A 16653-nucleotide genomic window follows, 5' to 3' on the forward strand; every position below is an offset into this window, starting at 1 on the left:
CTTGACAGGAGCGGGTTTTTGCTGCGTCCGGCTGCACGCGATTTGTGTTTCAGAAAAATAAATCTGCGTGACACAAAAACTGTAACAAATTGACGCGACCATCGGCGCGAAGCCATTATTGCGTCGCTTTTTTGATACTGGTTGACGTATCTGGCTTATGTTTTAACTGATCGATCTAAAGATCAGCGGGGAAATACCATTCAGGAATCAGACGGTACGCCGATACCTTGTGCCACGGCTCAAGCAGGCATACCTGTCGATATTCCCGAACGGTATGAAAAAGAATGAAATAATTCTTTTTGGGATTATGGAAAACTCATTACCCTGCAAGGCGCAAATCATCGCGATTAGACCTTGGTCGTAGACACAGTTGGTTACGATTGACTTATGAGTCACGGTCTGGCGCTAATCGCCCACCGATGGACCCGGGGCATCAGACCCTGGGCCTGAGTACACAAGAATTAGAAACGAGAGGAGCGAAACATGAACAAGTCCACCTTGGCCCTGGCTGTGGCCGTTGGGGTTCTGGCGCAGCAGGCAGGCGCCGCCGGTTTCATCGAAGACAGCAAGGCCACTCTGGGTCTGCGTAACTTCTATATCAATACCGACAACCGTGATGCCGATACCAAGGCGTCCGGTGCGCAGAGCAAGCAGGAAGAGTGGGGCCAAGGCTTCCAGCTCAACTTCACTTCCGGTTACACCGAAGGCACCGTCGGTTTCGGTCTCGACGCCATCGGCCTGCTGGGTATCAAGCTGGATTCGGGCGGCGGTACCAACGGCGCCTCTGCTACTTCTTACGGCGGCACCGTCTTCCCGAGCGAGTCCAACGGCAAAGCAGTCGATAACTACTCCAGCCTGGGCCTGACTGCCAAAGCCAAGATTTCTCAGACTGAGCTTAAGCTCGGTACCCTGCAGCCAAAACTGCCGGTTATCGTGACCAACGATGGTCGTATGCTGCCGCAAACCTTCCAGGGCGGTCAGATCACCTCGAACGACATCAAGGACCTGACACTGGTTGGCGGTCAGATCGAGCATGCCAAGGGTCGTAACTCCAGCAACAACGAAGAACTGTCGATTGCCGGTGCCAACGCGCACACCGCTGCTGGTCGCGACAGCAACAAGTTCATCTACGGTGGTGGTGACTACAAGATCACTAAAGATCTGACCGCTCAGTACTACTACGGCAACCTGAAAGACTTCTACAAGCAGCACTTCGTTGGCCTGCTGCACAACTGGGCTATCGGCCCGGGCGTATTGAAGTCTGACCTGCGCTACTTCAACAGCCGTGACGACGGTGCCAACGGCCACGACTCGGCCTACTACACCACGGGCGACTACGGTACCGGCATCACCAAGGGCAAGGTTGATAACAACCTGATCAGCGGCTTGTTCCTGTACTCGGTTGCCGGCCATACCTTCGGTGGTGGCTACCAGGTCAGTAACGGTGACAGCGATTTCCCTTGGCTGAACCAGGGTGACGGTTCGTCGGCTTACCTGACTACCGACATGCAGATCGCCAAGTTCGCCCGTGCTGGCGAACGTACCTGGCAAGCTCGCTACTCCTACGATTTCGCCAAGGTAGGCGTGCCTGGCCTGACCGCTGGTGTGATCTATCTGCGTGGCGACAACATCGACACTTCCGGCAAAGAGGGTTCCGTTACCCCTCAGCGGACTGTTTCGGCGACCAACGCCAGCGAGTGGGAACGCGACCTGACCGTGGCCTACGTGATTCCGGAAGGTCCGCTGAAGAACCTGGGCCTGACCTGGAAAAACGCCATGTGGCGTAACGACATTCCGGGCCAGCGCTCACAGGACGAAAACCGCCTGATCGTCAGCTACTCGATCCCGCTGTTGTAATCCGACGTTAAAACCTCGCCCGGCGCAATGCCGGGCGAGGTGTTGTCATCCAGGTCGGACCCACCCCCGCAGGTCCTCCCCGAAACCCCTCTTTACAGCTACTCAAGGCCTTCTCGAACCTTGTCGAGGATGGTGTGCCCTGGGCGTGTGCGAATCCAGTGAAGAGATTTTTAATATTCATTTACGGTCTAAATAAATCGATATTTATTCTTTTTAAATATTCCCAGGCGCAGGCACAGTAGGGCTCATAACGCACTCACAGGAGCAGCAACATGAGCCTCAGACTTGGCGACATCGCCCCCGACTTCGAACAGGATTCCAGTGCCGGCAAGATTCGCTTCCACGAGTGGCTCGGCGACAGTTGGGGCGTGCTGTTTTCCCATCCGGCGGACTTCACCCCGGTATGCACCACCGAACTGGGATTCACCGCCAAGCTCAAGGAGCAGTTCGCCCAGCGCGGCGTGAAAGCCATTGCCCTGTCGGTGGATCCGGTGGACTCGCACCACAAGTGGATCGAGGACATCAACGAAACCCAGAACACCCTCGTCAACTTTCCGATCCTGGCCGACGCCGACCGCAAGGTCTCGGACCTGTACGACCTGATCCACCCGAATGCCAACGACACCCTGACCGTGCGTTCGCTGTTCGTCATCGACCCGAACAAAAAGGTGCGCCTGACCATCACCTACCCGGCCAGTACCGGGCGCAACTTCCACGAGATCCTGCGGGTGATCGACTCGCTGCAGCTCACCGATAACTACAAGGTGGCCACCCCGGCCAACTGGCAGGACGGTGATGAAGTGGTGATCGTGCCGTCGCTCAAGGACGAAGAGGAAATCAAGAAACGCTTTCCCAAAGGCTATCGCGCGGTCAAACCCTACCTGCGCCTGACTCCGCAACCGAATCGCTAAGCCGTTTTCGATTACGCGGCGGCGTGTTGCTGTAGGAGCCATCTTGCTGGCGATGGGGTCAACGCGGCGTGTCAGGTACGCCGCTTCGCGAGCAAGCTCGCTCCTACAAAGATTGATGTATCCACAAAGCAGGGGTTTTAAGGCCGTTTCGACGGCCTATTTTTTTGCCTGGAAAACGGCTTTTCTTATATTCATTTAAAGAATAAACAAATGAAAAAATAAGATTTATGGATATATAAATAGGCTGTTAAGGTCTGCTCAGCTCAGCGAGATCGCAAACCGCGAATCGCCCATTACCGCTAAAGGAAACCTCTGCATGCTGGTCGTCTCACTCGGTGGCAGTCCCAGCCAACGCTCCCGCTCCGGGGTGCTGCTGGAACACGCCAAACGCTGGTTGCAGCAACAAGGTGTGGAAGTGGTCGACTATCAGGTGCGGGATTTCCCGGCCGAGGACCTGCTCCACGCGCGCTTCGACAGCCCGATGGTGATCGACCTGTTGCAACAGATCGAACAGGCCGACGGCCTGCTGATCGCCACCCCGGTCTACAAGGCATCGTTTTCCGGCGCGCTGAAAACCGTGCTCGACCTGCTGCCGGAACGCGCCCTGAACCACAAGGTGGTGCTGCCGATGGCCACGGGCGGCAGCATCGCCCACATGCTGGCGGTGGACTACGCGCTCAAGCCGGTGCTGTCGGCCCTCAAGGCCCAGGAGATGCTCCAGGGCATCTTCGCCGAAGACAGCCAGATCGCCTACGGCGAGGGTAGCGCCCAGGCGCAGCTGGCGCCGGCGCTGGAGCAGCGTCTGCGCGAAGCCCTGGAACAGTTCCACAGCGCCATGGCGCGGCGTCCCAAGCCGCTGGACCCGAATCTGTTGAATGACCGTTTGTTGAGTGCTCGCTGGAGTATTTGAGTCCTACCCGAATCTGAAGTACTGGCCTTACTTAGCCGCCAACGGCCTAGCAGGTGCAGCCAAAACCCAACAGCAAAAAGGAGAGCGCCATGCGCCCTGTGATTTTGCGTCGTGGTCTGGTCGCTCTGTTTGCTGCGGCTGTGTCCTTCGGCGCCATCGTTCAAGCCCAAGCGGCCGAAACCCTGCGTATCGGCTATCAGAAATACGGCACCCTGGTGCTGCTCAAGGCCAAGGGCTCGCTGGAGAAGCGCCTGGCGGAGCAGGGCGTGCAGGTGCAATGGACCGAATTCCCCGGCGGCCCGCAGCTGCTGGAAGGGCTGAACGTCGGCTCCATCGACTTCGGCGTCACCGGCGAGACCCCGCCCGTATTCGCCCAGGCCGCCGGTGCCGACCTGTTGTATGTGGCCTACGAGCCACCGGCGCCGACCAGCGAAGCGATCCTCGTGCCCAAGGATTCGCCGATCAAGTCGGTGGCGGAGCTCAAGGGCAAGAAGGTGGTCCTCAACAAGGGCTCCAACGTGCACTACCTGCTGGTCCGCGCCCTCGAAGACGCCGGCCTCAAGTACAGCGACATCCAGACCGTGTTCCTGCCGCCCGCCGATGCCCGCGCCGCCTTCGAGCGTGGCAGCGTCGATGCCTGGGTGATCTGGGACCCCTATCAGGCGGCGGCCGAGAAGCAGCTGCAAGCCCGCACCCTGCGTGACGGCAGCGGCATCGTCGACAACCACCAGTTCTACCTGGCGACCAAACCCTACGCGCAGCAGCACCCCGAGGTGATCAAGACCCTGGTGGAAGAAGTGCGCGCGGTGGGCGAGTGGTCCAAGGCCAACCCGGACGAGGTGACCCAGCAGGTGGCGCCACTGCTCGGCCTGCCGGCGGACATCACCCTGACCTCGGTGAAACGCCAGGGTTATGGCGCGCACTTTCTGACCCCGGACGTGGTGGCGGCCCAGCAGAAAATCGCCGACAGCTTCCACCAGCTCAAGCTGATTCCCAAACCCCTGAGCATCAAAGACGTGATCTGGACGCCTCCAGCCGCCGTTGCCAAAGCGCCGTAACTCGATCCCCTTAGGAGACAACTCCATGAGCCTCAATATTTTCTGGTTCCTGCCTACCCACGGCGACGGCCATTACCTTGGCACCGCCGAAGGCGCTCGCGCCGTCGACCACGGCTATCTGCAGCAGATCGCCCAGGCGGCCGACCGCCTCGGTTTCGGCGGCGTGCTGATCCCCACCGGACGTTCCTGCGAGGACTCCTGGCTGGTGGCGGCCTCGCTGATCCCGGTGACCCAGCGCCTGAAGTTCCTGGTCGCCCTGCGTCCGGGGATCATTTCTCCGACGGTGGCAGCACGCCAGGCGGCAACCCTGGATCGCCTGTCCGGCGGCCGGGCGCTGTTCAATCTGGTGACCGGCGGCGACCCGGACGAACTGGCCGGCGACGGCCTGTTCCTCAGCCATGAAGAGCGCTACCAGGCTTCGGTGGAATTCACCCGCATCTGGCGCCGGGTGCTGGAAGGCGAAACCGTCGACTACGACGGCCAGCACATCAGCGTGAAGGGCGCCAAGCTGCTTTATCCGCCGATCCAGCAACCGCGTCCGCCGCTGTACTTCGGCGGCTCTTCGGAAGCCGCGCAGGACCTGGCCGCCGAGCAGGTGGACATGGTCCTGACCTGGGGCGAACCACCGGCCGCGGTGGCCGAGAAGATCGAGCAGGTCCGGGCCAAGGCCACCAAGCAGGGGCGCAGCGTGCGCTTCGGCATTCGCCTGCATGTGATCGTGCGTGAAACCAACGCCGAGGCCTGGCAGGCGGCCGAGCGCCTGATCTCCCATCTGGACGACGACACCATCGCCCGCGCCCAGGCGTCCCTGGCGCGTTTCGATTCGGTCGGCCAGCAACGCATGGCGGCCCTGCACGGCGGGCGCCGTGACAAGCTGGAAGTCAGCCCCAACCTGTGGGCCGGCGTCGGCCTGGTGCGGGGCGGCGCGGGCACCGCGCTGGTCGGCGATGGCCCGACCGTGGCGGCGCGGATGCAGGAATACGCGGACCTCGGTATCGACACCTTTATCTTCTCCGGTTACCCCCACCTGGAAGAGTCGTACCGGGTGGCCGAACTGCTGTTCCCGCACTTGGATATCGAACGTTCCGAGCTGCCCAGGGGCGCCGGCTACGTCAGCCCGTTCGGCGAAATGGTCGCCAACGACATCATCCCCAAAGCTGCGTCCCAGAGCTGAGGCGTGGCCATGAACAGACAAACCTTGTTCCATCGCCTGGCGCCCTGGGCCCTGCCGCTGCTGTTACTGGCGGTGTGGCAGTTGTCGGTCTCGGCCGGCTGGCTGTCGACGCGGATCCTGCCGGCACCCAGCGCGGTAATCGAAGCCGGGGTCGGCCTGGTGCGCAGCGGCGAAATCTGGACCCACCTGGCTATCAGCGGCTGGCGCGCGGCGATCGGTTTCCTGATCGGCGGCGGCATCGGCCTGGCCCTGGGCTTTATCACCGGCCTGTCGAAGTGGGGCGAACGCCTGCTGGACAGCTCGGTGCAGATGATCCGCAACGTGCCGCACCTGGCGCTGATTCCCCTGGTGATCCTGTGGTTCGGCATCGATGAGTCGGCGAAGATTTTCCTGGTGGCCCTGGGCACCCTGTTCCCGATCTACCTGAACACTTATCACGGCATCCGCAACGTCGACCCGGCGCTGGTGGAAATGGCGCGCAGCTATGGCCTGTCCGGCTTCGCCCTGTTCCGCCAGGTGATTCTGCCGGGCGCCTTGCCTTCGATCCTGGTGGGCGTGCGTTTCGCCCTGGGCTTTATGTGGCTGACGCTGATCGTCGCGGAAACCATCTCCGCCAGCTCCGGCATTGGCTACCTGGCGATGAACGCCCGGGAGTTCCTGCAGACCGACGTGGTGGTACTGGCCATCGTCCTGTATGCCGTGCTCGGCAAATTGGCGGACCTCGCCGCGCGCGGCCTGGAACGTGCCTGGCTGCGTTGGCATCCGGCCTATCAAGTGGCCAAGGGAGGTGCGCAATGACGGCTCAACAACCTCCACGCCTGCTGCGCGGTATTCCGCTGGTGGTGCGCAAACTGCAAAAGACCTTCGGTTCGCGCCAGGTGCTGCGCGAGATCGACCTGCACATTCCGGCCGGGCAATTCGTCGCGGTGGTCGGCCGTAGCGGCTGCGGCAAGAGCACCTTGCTGCGCTTGCTGGCCGGCCTCGACAAACCCACCGGCGGCGAATTGCTGGCCGGTGCCGCGCCGCTGAGCCAGGCCATCGAGGACACCCGCCTGATGTTCCAGGAGGCGCGCCTGCTGCCCTGGAAGAAAGTCATCGACAACGTCGGCCTGGGCCTCAAGGGCGACTGGCGCCCCCAGGCCCTGGAAGCCCTGGAGGCGGTAGGCCTGGCCGATCGCGCCAATGAGTGGCCGGCCGCCTTGTCCGGTGGCCAGAAGCAGCGGGTGGCCCTGGCCCGGGCGCTGATCCACCAGCCACGCCTGTTGCTGTTGGACGAGCCCCTGGGCGCGCTGGATGCCCTGACCCGGATCGAGATGCAGCAACTGATCGAGCGCCTGTGGCAGCAGCATGGCTTCACCGTCCTGCTGGTGACCCACGACGTCAGCGAAGCGGTGGCGGTGGCCGACCGGGTGATCCTGATCGAAGAAGGCGAGGTCGGTCTCGATCTGCTGGTGGAGCTGCCGCGCCCACGGGTGCGTGGCTCCCATCGATTGGCGGCGCTGGAAGCCGAAGTACTCAACCGCGTGTTGTCGCTGCCCGGGTCGCCGCCCGAGCCGGAACCCGTTTCACCCTTGCCCACGCAGTTGCGTTGGGCTCAGTAACAACCTCACACCCTCTACCACGACAGGAATCAACATCATGACTATCAAGGCCATCAACGTTCGCAACCAGTTCAAAGGCACCATCAAGGAAATCGTCGAAGGCGACGTGCTCTCGGAAATCGACGTGCAGACCGCCTCCGGCATCGTCACGTCGGTGATCACCACCCGTTCGGTCCGGGAGCTGGAGTTGGCGATCGGCAGCGAAGTAATCGCGTTCGTGAAGTCCACCGAGGTGTCGATCGCCAAGTTGTAATCGGTGCGCGACAACCGGCCCCGGATGGCGTGAGCCCTTCGGGGCTTTTTTGTGGGCGATGACGGCTGTAGCCGCTGCCGAGCCTGCGATCGAGGTGGGCGGCATTCCGACGCAGCCTTCGCCAGCCGGTTTATCTGAAGGAATGCATGGCCAGGTTTCACGGCCGCGTTGCGGCCGGGCGCAGCCTCGCTAGCTCGGCAGCGGCTACAGGGCCGTGCGCTTGGGCAGGTAAGGCGGCAGGTACAGCCCCAGGTAGGCATCGAACACCCGCATGCCTTCCTCGGCCATGCGCTCAGTGATCTGCCCATGTTGCTGGACCGAGCGCGCGTAGACGCGGTCGCCCAGTTCCATGGCCAGGGCGAACACATCGACGTCCGTGGGCAGCGCAGGCAGCTGGAAGTGCTGGTCGAACAGCTTGTGCATCAGGTCGCCCAGTTCGATGTCGTGCTGGCGGTCGGCCTGGGTGACCTCGGTGAGGCCATGCTGGGCCAGGATCAACTGGCGGGCCGCGGCGTCGGCGCTGTAGATGGCGAGCATGCGCTGTTCGACCAGGCGCGACAGGTCATGCCAACTGCCCAGGGCGGCGTGGTCGATGGGCTCTTGCAGGCAGGCGCGGAAGGCGGCGTGGACGTCGGCGGTCAGGGCTTCGAGCAGGGCGGGAACGCTGGCGAAGAAGTGGTAGACCGAGGAGGGCGGGATCTCCGCGCGCTCGGCCACGCTGTAGATCGACAGGCTGGCCACGCCCTCGGCGGCAAGCAGGGTGCGGGCGGCATCGAGTATCGAGTCGATCCGGGCCTGGCTGCGTGCGCGGGGTTTGCGGGGGGTGGCTACGCGTGTCATGGGAGTCTCCTGCGGGGCAGCGGGCATTGTACGCGAGGTCATGAGGCACGGTCAGGCGCGATCGTTGTAGCCGCTGCCGCAGGCTGCGACAAGGCCCGAAGGGCCTTCCGAGGCCCTCAAGAGCGCGTCTCCTGCGGAGCCGGTCGCAGCCTGCGGCAGCGGCTACAGCGGCCATAAAAAAACGCCACGGGCCTTTGCGGCCGGTGGCGTTTTTTTGCTGCAGCCGCTTACACGGTGTGCAGGTACCAGTTGTACTCGAGGTCGGAGATCGAGTGCTCGAACTCCTCCAGCTCGCTTTCTTTACAGGCCACGAAGATATCGATGTATTTCGGATCGATGTACTTGGCCATGACTTCGCTGTCGTCCAGCTCGCGCAATGCATCGCGCAGGTTGTTCGGCAGGCTCTGCTCGTTCTGCTCGTAGGAGTTGCCTTCGGTTGGCGCGCCCGGCTCGACCTTGTTGACCAGACCGTGGTGCACGCCCGCCAGCACCGAAGCCATCAGCAGGTACGGGTTGGCATCGGCACCGGCGACACGGTGTTCGATGCGCACGGCATCGGAAGAACCGGTCGGTACGCGGATGGCCACGGTACGGTTGTCCAGGCCCCAGCTCGGCGAGTTCGGCACATAGAACTGCGCGCCGAAACGACGGTAGGAGTTGACGTTCGGGCAGAGGAAAGCCATCTGCGCCGGTAGGGTCTCGAGCACACCGCCGATCGCGTGACGCAGTGCGGCGTTCTGCTCGGGATCCTCGCTGGCAAAAATATTCTTGCCGTCTTTGTCCAGGACCGAAATGTGGACGTGCAGACCATTACCCGCCTGGCCTGGGTAAGGCTTGGCCATGAAGGTGGTGTCCATCTCATGGTCGTAGGCGATGTTCTTGATCAGACGCTTGAGCAGTACCGCATAGTCGCAAGCCTTGATCGGGTCGGCGACGTGGTGCAGGTTCACTTCGAACTGCGCCGGAGCACTTTCCTTGACGATGGCGTCGGCCGGGATGCCTTGTTCTTTCGCGCCTTCGAGAATGTCCTGCAGGCAGTCGACGTACTCGTCGAGGTCGTCGATCAGGTAGACCTGGGTCGAATGCGGGCGTTTGCCGGAGATTGGCGAGCGTGGTGGCTGTGGCCGGCCATTCACGTTCTCCTGGTCGATCAGGTAGAACTCCAGCTCGAAAGCCGCGCAGATGGTCAGGCCCAGCTCGTCAAACTTGGCAACGACCTGGCGCAGCACTTCGCGTGGGTCGGCGAAGAAAGGGTCGCCTTCGAGTTCGTGCATGGTCATCAGCAGTTGCGCGGTGGGGCGCTTCTGCCAGGGTTCATTGCACAGGGTATCGGGGATTGGATAGCAGATTCGATCGGCGTCGCCGATGTCCAGGCCCAGGCCGGTGCTTTCCACCGTCGAGCCATTGATATCCAGAGCAAATAAAGAGGCCGGCAGGTTGATGCCTTTCTCGTAAACCTTGTGGAGGCTGGTGCGTTCGATGCGCTTGCCGCGCACCACACCATTCATATCCGCAATCAGAAGGTCAACGTACAGAACCTCAGGATGTTCCTTAAGGAACGCGTTCGCTTCGTTAAGCTGAACGGCACGCGGGGGTACCGACATGATGCAACACCTTTGTTGTTAAAAATATCAATCATTGATCTTTTCAGGTTTCAGTCAACCCGAACGGCATGCCGAAGTCAAGCGAGGCCTTTTTTGCCCTAAAAAAGCGCCTGCGGGGCATTTTTGGGGCGCTTTTATGGCTTCGGAGGGCTTGGCCGCCACGGCCTTGAGCGGGCCGTGTTGTATTTTTTACGGGGGTGTTGTGTAAAAAAATGAACAAGGCTAAGCTCGATTTAAACCCATAACAGCAATAATACCGGGGTGTTTCATGTCTCGCCTGCCGTTAATCGGCGTCACCGCCTGCTCCAGGCAGATCGGTCTGCATGCTTATCACATCAGTGGCGACAAATACGTCCGCGCAGTGGCAGTAGCAGCCAAGGGCGTGCCCATGATCCTCCCGTCCCTGGCCGATATTCTGAGCCCGTCCGATATTCTGGACGGTCTGGATGGCATCCTCTTTACCGGTTCACCCTCCAATATCGAACCTTTTCACTATAGCGGTCCCGCCAGCGCGCCGGGAACCGCGCACGACCCTGCCCGTGATGCCAGCACCCTGCCGCTGATCCGCGCCGCGGTGGCGGCCGGGGTTCCGGTACTGGGGATCTGCCGCGGTTTTCAGGAAATGAATGTGGCCTTCGGCGGCAGCCTGCATCAGCGGGTCCACGAAGCCGGCCCGTTCATGGACCACCGCGAGGACGATAGCCAGCCGGTGGAAGTGCAATACGCTCCGGCCCATGCGCTGCATGTACAGCCGGGCGGGGTGCTGGCCGGCCTCGGCCTGCCGGCGCAGATTGAAGTCAATTCGATTCATGGCCAAGGCGTTGAACGTCTGGCGCCGGGCCTGAAGATAGAGGCCCTGGCACCCGACGGGTTGATTGAAGCCTTCTCTGTCGAGGGGGCGCCGATCGAGGGAGGCAAGGCTTTTGCTTTGGGGGTGCAATGGCACCCCGAATGGCAGGTAAGCTCTAACCCTCACTACCTCGCCATCTTCCAGGCATTTGGCGATGCCTGTCGCCAGCGGGTAATGCAACGCGACGCCAATGCGTCACAAAAACCTGGCTTATAAGAGCCAGGAAACTCACGCCTAGAGGCATTTATGAGTAACAACCTCGACCAGCTCACCGATTGGTTGAAAGACCACAAGATCACAGAAGTCGAATGCATGATTGGCGACCTGACCGGGATTACCCGGGGCAAGATCTCGCCGACCAACAAGTTCATCGCCGAAAAAGGCATGCGCCTGCCCGAGAGTGTGCTGTTGCAGACGGTGACCGGCGACTATGTCGAAGACGACATCTATTACGAACTGCTGGACCCGGCCGACATCGACATGGTCTGCCGCCCGGACCAGAACGCGGTATTCCTCGTGCCCTGGGCCATCGAGCCGACCGCCCAGGTGATCCACGACACCTACGACAAGCAGGGCAACCCGATCGAGCTGTCGCCGCGCAACGTGCTCAAGAAGGTCCTGAAACTTTACGCCGACCACGGCTGGCAGCCGATCGTGGCGCCGGAGATGGAGTTCTACCTGACCAAGCGCAGCGACGACCCGGACTACCCGTTGCAGCCACCGGTCGGTCGTTCCGGGCGCCCGGAAACCGGTCGCCAGTCGTTCTCCATCGAAGCGGCCAACGAATTCGACCCGCTGTTCGAGGACGTCTACGACTGGTGCGAACTGCAGGAGCTGGACCTCGACACGCTGATCCACGAAGACGGCACGGCGCAGATGGAGATCAACTTCCGTCATGGCGACGCCCTGTCCCTGGCCGACCAGATCCTGGTGTTCAAGCGCACCATGCGCGAAGCCGCGCTCAAGCACGAGGTGGCCGCCACCTTCATGGCCAAGCCGATGACCGGCGAGCCGGGCAGCGCCATGCACCTGCACCAGAGCATCATCGACATCGAGACCGGCAAGAACGTCTTCTCCAATGAAGACGGGACCATGAGCCAGCTGTTCCTCAACCACATCGGCGGCCTGCAGAAGTTCATCCCCGAGCTGTTGCCGCTGTTCGCGCCCAACGTCAACTCGTTCCGCCGCTTCCTGCCGGACACCTCGGCACCGGTGAACGTGGAGTGGGGCGAAGAGAACCGCACTGTGGGCCTGCGCGTGCCGGATGCCGGGCCGCAGAACCGCCGGGTGGAAAACCGCCTGCCGGGCGCCGACGCCAACCCTTACCTGGCCATCGCCGCCAGCCTGCTGTGCGGGTTCATCGGCATGGTCGAAGGCCACAACCCGAGCGCGCCGGTGGTCGGCCGCGGTTACGAGCGCCGCAACCTGCGCCTGCCGTTGACCATCGAGGACGCCCTGGAGCGCATGGAAAACAGCAAGACCATCGAGAAGTACCTGGGCAAGAAATTCATCACTGGCTACGTCGCGGTCAAGCGGGCCGAGCATGAAAACTTCAAGCGCGTCATCAGTTCGTGGGAGCGGGAATTCCTGCTCTTCGCCGTCTGATGCGCGGGGCGCCGCTGTCACTGGCGGCGCCCTCACCGGAAAATCAGGAGAGTTCCAATGATCAGCAACAACCCGCAAACCCGTGAGTGGCAAACCCTCAGCAGCGAGCACCACCTGGCCCCGTTCAGCGACTTCAAGCAATTGAAGGAGAAGGGCCCGCGGATCATCACCAACGCCGAGGGCGTTTATCTCTGGGACAGCGAGGGCAACAAGATCCTCGACGGCATGGCCGGGCTGTGGTGCGTGGCCATCGGCTACGGCCGCGAAGAACTGGCCGACGCCGCCAGCAAGCAGATGCGCGAGCTGCCGTACTACAACCTGTTCTTCCAGACCGCCCACCCGCCGGCGCTGGAACTGGCCAAGGCCATCTCCGATGTGGCCCCCAAGGGCATGAACCATGTGTTTTTCACCGGCTCCGGTTCCGAAGGCAACGACACCATGCTGCGCATGGTTCGCCACTACTGGGCGATCAAGGGCCAGCCGAAGAAGAAAACCATCATCAGCCGCGTCAACGGCTATCACGGCTCCACCGTGGCCGGCGCGAGCCTGGGCGGCATGACCTATATGCACGAACAGGGCGACTTGCCGATCCCGGGCATCGTGCATATCCCGCAGCCTTACTGGTTCGGTGAAGGCGGCGACATGACCCCGGGCGAGTTCGGGATCTGGGCGGCCAACCAGCTGGAAGAAAAAATTCTCGAAGTCGGCGTCGATAACGTCGGCGCCTTCATTGCCGAGCCGATCCAGGGCGCGGGCGGCGTGATCGTGCCGCCAGAAAGCTACTGGCCGCGGATCAAGGAAATCCTCGCCAAGTACGACATCCTGTTCGTCGCCGACGAGGTGATCTGTGGGTTCGGGCGTACCGGTGAGTGGTTCGGTAGCGATTTCTACGACCTCAAGCCGGACATGATGACCATCGCCAAGGGCCTGACCTCCGGCTACATCCCCATGGGTGGCCTGATCGTGCGCGACGAAGTGGTGGCGGTGCTCAACGAGGGTGGCGATTTCAATCACGGTTTCACCTATTCCGGGCACCCGGTGGCCGCCGCCGTGGCCCTGGAAAACATCCGCATCATGCGCGACGAAAAAATTATCGAGCGCGTCAAGGCAGAAACGGCACCGTATTTGCAGAAACGCCTGCGGGAACTGAACGATCACCCGCTGGTGGGTGAGGTTCGCGGAGTCGGCCTGTTGGGCGCCATCGAGCTGGTTCAGGACAAGGCCACCCGTGCGCGGTATGTCGGAAAAGGCGTCGGAATGATCTGCCGGCAGTTCTGCTTCGACAACGGCCTGATCATGCGCGCCGTGGGCGACACCATGATCATTGCTCCGCCCCTGGTGATCACCAGGGAGGAGATCGATGAGCTGGTGAGCAAGGCCCGCAAGTGCCTGGACCTGACCTTGAGTGCGTTACAGGGCTAAGTGCTAGGCTCTGAGCGGAGTACCCACGGTACTTCGCTCGGGGCGGCCATAAAGGATGGGGTCTTCTGTTGAAAGCCCGCCTTGGAACTTGCCAGACTACCGCCTGTTTTTAGTTGCCTGGCAACCGGTCGCTGAACACAAGGTTAAAAAGAATAATTGGAGCATGACGCATGAAGGCAATAGGTATGAAGAAAGCTGGCAAGACCCTCCTCGCCATGTCCCTGATGGGCGCGATGGCGGCAGTGGCCCAGGCAGACGACAAAGTGCTGCACGTTTACAACTGGTCCGACTACATCGCACCTGACACCATCGCGAACTTCGAGAAAGAGTCCGGGATCAAGGTGGTCTACGACGTTTTCGATAGCAACGAGACCCTGGAAGCCAAACTGCTGGCAGGCAAGTCCGGTTACGACGTGGTCGTGCCGTCGAACAACTTCCTGGCCAAGCAGATCAAGGCCGGTGTTTATCAGGAGCTGGACGTCTCCAAGTTGCCCAACTGGAAAAACCTGAACCAGGATCTGCTCAAGGCGGTTTCGGTCAGTGACCCGGGCAACAAGCACGCTTTCCCATACATGTGGGGTTCCATCGGCATCGGTTACAACCCGGAGAAGGTCAAGGCTGCGCTGGGCGTCGACAAGATCGATTCCTGGGACACCCTGCTCAAGCCCGAGAACATCGCCAAGCTCAAGGGCTGCGGCGTGAGCTTCCTCGACTCGCCAACCGAAATGCTCCCGGTCGCCCTGCATTACCTGGGCCTGCCGACCGACAGCCAGAAGAAAGACGACATCAAGAAAGCCGAAGAGCTGTTCCTCAAGATCCGTCCTTCGATCACCTACTTCCACTCCTCCAAGTACATCTCGGACCTGGCCAACGGCAACATCTGCGTAGCGGTCGGTTACTCGGGTGACGTGCAGCAGGCCAAGTCCCGCGCCGCCGAAGCCGGCGACAAGGTGAAAGTCAGCTACGTCATTCCGAAAGAAGGCGCCGGCACCTTCTACGACATGGTCGCTATCCCCAAGGATGCGGAAAACGTCGAGGGCGCCTACAAGTTCATGACCTACCTGCAGAAGCCTGAAGTCATGGCCAGCATCACCAACGCCGTGCGTTTCCCGAACGGCAACGCCGCCGCAACGGCACTGGTAGAAAAAGACATCACCAGCGATCCGGGCATCTACCCACCCGCAGACGTGCAGGCCAAGCTGTATGCGATCGCCGATCTGCCGGCCGCCACCCAGCGTGAGCTGACCCGCAGCTGGACCAAGATCAAATCCGGCAAATAAACCGGTTTGAGGCAGCAACCGCTGGCCGTCGTCCCCGCGAGGGCGGTCAGCGGTGCAATTAAATGACAGAAAGTTTTGCTGGATCGGTTTATCGAAGGTAAGTTGCGCGCCGGTTTTGTTGCTGGGCAGCTCTTGGCTGTCATGTAGTGCGGGCAACTCAGGCCCAATTGTTGAGAGGACCTCCACTTGCCTATTTCTTTATTTCGCAAAGCCATGCTGGTGGGCGCCGGGCTGACGCTGGCCGTCAGCGCTTATGCCGCGCCGACCGTGCATATTTATAACTGGTCTGACTATATCGGTCAGAGCACATTGGCGGACTTCGAAAAGGCCACCGGCATCAAGCCGCTGTACGACGTGTTCGATTCCAACGAAACCCTGGAAGGCAAGTTGCTCGCCGGTCGTACCGGTTATGACGTGGTCGTGCCGTCCAACCACTTCCTGGGCAAGCAGATCAAGGCCGGGGCGTTCCAGAAGCTCGACAAGGCGCAGCTGCCCAACTATTCCAATCTCGATCCGGTGCTGCTCAAGCGTCTGGAAAAGAACGACCCGGGCAACCAGTACGCCGTGCCTTACCTGTGGGGCACCAACGGCATCGGCTACAACGTCGAGAAGGTCAAGGCCGCGCTGGGCGTGGACAAGATCGACTCCTGGGCCATGCTGTTCGAGCCGGAAAACATCAAGAAGCTGTCGAGCTGCGGCGTGGCTTTCCTCGACTCCGCCGATGAAATGCTCCCGGCGGTGCTCAACTACATGGGCCTGGACCCCAACAGCCAGAACCCCGACGACTACAAGAAGGCTGAAGCCAAGTTGCTGGCGGTGCGGCCTTACGTGACCTACTTCAACTCCTCGAAATACATCTCCGACCTGGCCAATGGCGAAATCTGCGTGGCCGCGGGTTTCTCCGGCGATGTGTTCCAGGCCAAGGCGCGCGCCGCCGAAGCCGGCAAGGGCATCGAAATCGCCTATGTGATTCCCAAGGAAGGCGGCAACCTCTGGTTCGACATGCTGGCCATTCCCAAGGACGCCGGTAACGTCAAGCAGGCCCATGCCTTCATCAATTACCTGCTCAAGCCTGAGGTGATCGCCCAGGTCAGCGATTCCGTCGGTTATGCCAACCCGAACCCCAAGGCGGGCGAGCTGATGGACCAGTCGGTCCGCAAGGACGAAGCCGTTTACCCGGCGCAGGAGATTGTCGACAAGCTGTACGTCAACTCAGAGTTGCCGCCCAAGATCCAACGACTCATGACCCGCAGCTGGACCAAGGTCAAGTCGGGCAAATAGCGTCAAT

At 61.3% G+C, this 16653-nt stretch carries 15 protein-coding genes; 13 read left to right on the plus strand and 2 right to left on the minus strand.

Annotation, left to right across the window (positions count from 1 at the left end):
• Positions 1-483 precede the first annotated feature (483 nt).
• The 8 genes from BMY68_RS16435 to BMY68_RS16470 all read left to right on the plus strand — a co-directional run bounded on the left by BMY68_RS16435 (position 484) and on the right by BMY68_RS16470 (position 7764).
• Complete coding sequence (locus BMY68_RS16435; protein WP_085532932.1) at positions 484-1857, plus strand: OprD family porin; 1374 nt, start codon at positions 484-486, stop codon at positions 1855-1857.
• A 272-nt stretch (positions 1858-2129) separates the two neighbouring features.
• Entirely contained in the window at positions 2130-2768 is a 639-nt protein-coding gene (locus BMY68_RS16440; protein ID WP_007928285.1) for a peroxiredoxin, read from the plus strand.
• A 316-nt stretch (positions 2769-3084) separates the two neighbouring features.
• The gene (gene ssuE, locus BMY68_RS16445; RefSeq protein ID WP_007928287.1) at positions 3085-3678 is read left to right on the plus strand and encodes an NADPH-dependent FMN reductase; all 594 of its coding nucleotides are present in this window, start codon (positions 3085-3087) and stop codon (positions 3676-3678) included.
• A gap of 89 nt (positions 3679-3767) precedes the next feature.
• Positions 3768-4736: a sulfonate ABC transporter substrate-binding protein gene (locus BMY68_RS16450; RefSeq protein ID WP_009046094.1), complete on the plus strand. Its 969-nt coding sequence runs from the start codon at positions 3768-3770 to the stop codon at positions 4734-4736.
• Positions 4737-4761: 25 nt separating this feature from the next.
• A complete protein-coding gene (ssuD, locus tag BMY68_RS16455) occupies positions 4762-5910 on the plus strand; it encodes an FMNH2-dependent alkanesulfonate monooxygenase (RefSeq protein WP_085532934.1) in 1149 nt (382 codons plus the stop codon).
• A gap of 3 nt (positions 5911-5913) precedes the next feature.
• Positions 5914-6708: an aliphatic sulfonate ABC transporter permease SsuC gene (gene ssuC / locus BMY68_RS16460; protein ID WP_175534848.1), complete on the plus strand. Its 795-nt coding sequence runs from the start codon at positions 5914-5916 to the stop codon at positions 6706-6708.
• Entirely contained in the window at positions 6705-7511 is an 807-nt protein-coding gene (ssuB, locus tag BMY68_RS16465) for an aliphatic sulfonates ABC transporter ATP-binding protein (RefSeq protein WP_053281330.1), read from the plus strand. The genes ssuC and ssuB overlap by 4 nt, the downstream gene beginning before the upstream one ends.
• A gap of 37 nt (positions 7512-7548) precedes the next feature.
• Entirely contained in the window at positions 7549-7764 is a 216-nt protein-coding gene (locus tag BMY68_RS16470; RefSeq protein WP_007928303.1) for a TOBE domain-containing protein, read from the plus strand.
• A 204-nt stretch (positions 7765-7968) separates the two neighbouring features.
• Here the strand turns inward: BMY68_RS16470 and BMY68_RS16475 are convergent, their stop codons facing one another.
• Entirely contained in the window at positions 7969-8604 is a 636-nt protein-coding gene (locus BMY68_RS16475) for a TetR/AcrR family transcriptional regulator (RefSeq protein WP_085532936.1), read from the minus strand.
• 227 nt (positions 8605-8831) lie between these two features.
• Entirely contained in the window at positions 8832-10208 is a 1377-nt protein-coding gene (locus BMY68_RS16480; RefSeq protein WP_007928314.1) for a glutamine synthetase family protein, read from the minus strand.
• A gap of 268 nt (positions 10209-10476) precedes the next feature.
• Between BMY68_RS16480 and BMY68_RS16485 the strand changes: the two genes are divergently transcribed.
• From BMY68_RS16485 to BMY68_RS16505, 5 genes are all read left to right on the plus strand, one after another.
• Positions 10477-11274 (plus strand): gamma-glutamyl-gamma-aminobutyrate hydrolase family protein, encoded by a 798-nt coding sequence (locus tag BMY68_RS16485; protein ID WP_062824302.1) that lies wholly within the window; start codon positions 10477-10479, stop codon positions 11272-11274.
• A gap of 30 nt (positions 11275-11304) precedes the next feature.
• Positions 11305-12663: a glutamine synthetase family protein gene (locus BMY68_RS16490; RefSeq protein ID WP_007928318.1), complete on the plus strand. Its 1359-nt coding sequence runs from the start codon at positions 11305-11307 to the stop codon at positions 12661-12663.
• A gap of 57 nt (positions 12664-12720) precedes the next feature.
• A complete protein-coding gene (locus BMY68_RS16495) occupies positions 12721-14085 on the plus strand; it encodes an aspartate aminotransferase family protein (RefSeq protein WP_085532938.1) in 1365 nt (454 codons plus the stop codon).
• Positions 14086-14270: 185 nt separating this feature from the next.
• On the plus strand, positions 14271-15365 hold the full coding sequence (locus BMY68_RS16500; protein WP_062824304.1) for a polyamine ABC transporter substrate-binding protein: 1095 nt from the start codon (positions 14271-14273) through the stop codon (positions 15363-15365).
• Positions 15366-15551: 186 nt separating this feature from the next.
• Positions 15552-16646, plus strand: coding sequence for a polyamine ABC transporter substrate-binding protein (locus tag BMY68_RS16505; protein ID WP_009051375.1), 1095 nt, complete (start codon positions 15552-15554; stop codon positions 16644-16646).
• The last annotated feature ends 7 nt before the right edge of the window (positions 16647-16653 follow it).

Source organism: Pseudomonas sp. NFACC41-3 (assembly GCF_900109505.1).
Taxonomy (GTDB): Bacteria; Pseudomonadota; Gammaproteobacteria; order Pseudomonadales; family Pseudomonadaceae; genus Aquipseudomonas; species Aquipseudomonas chlororaphis.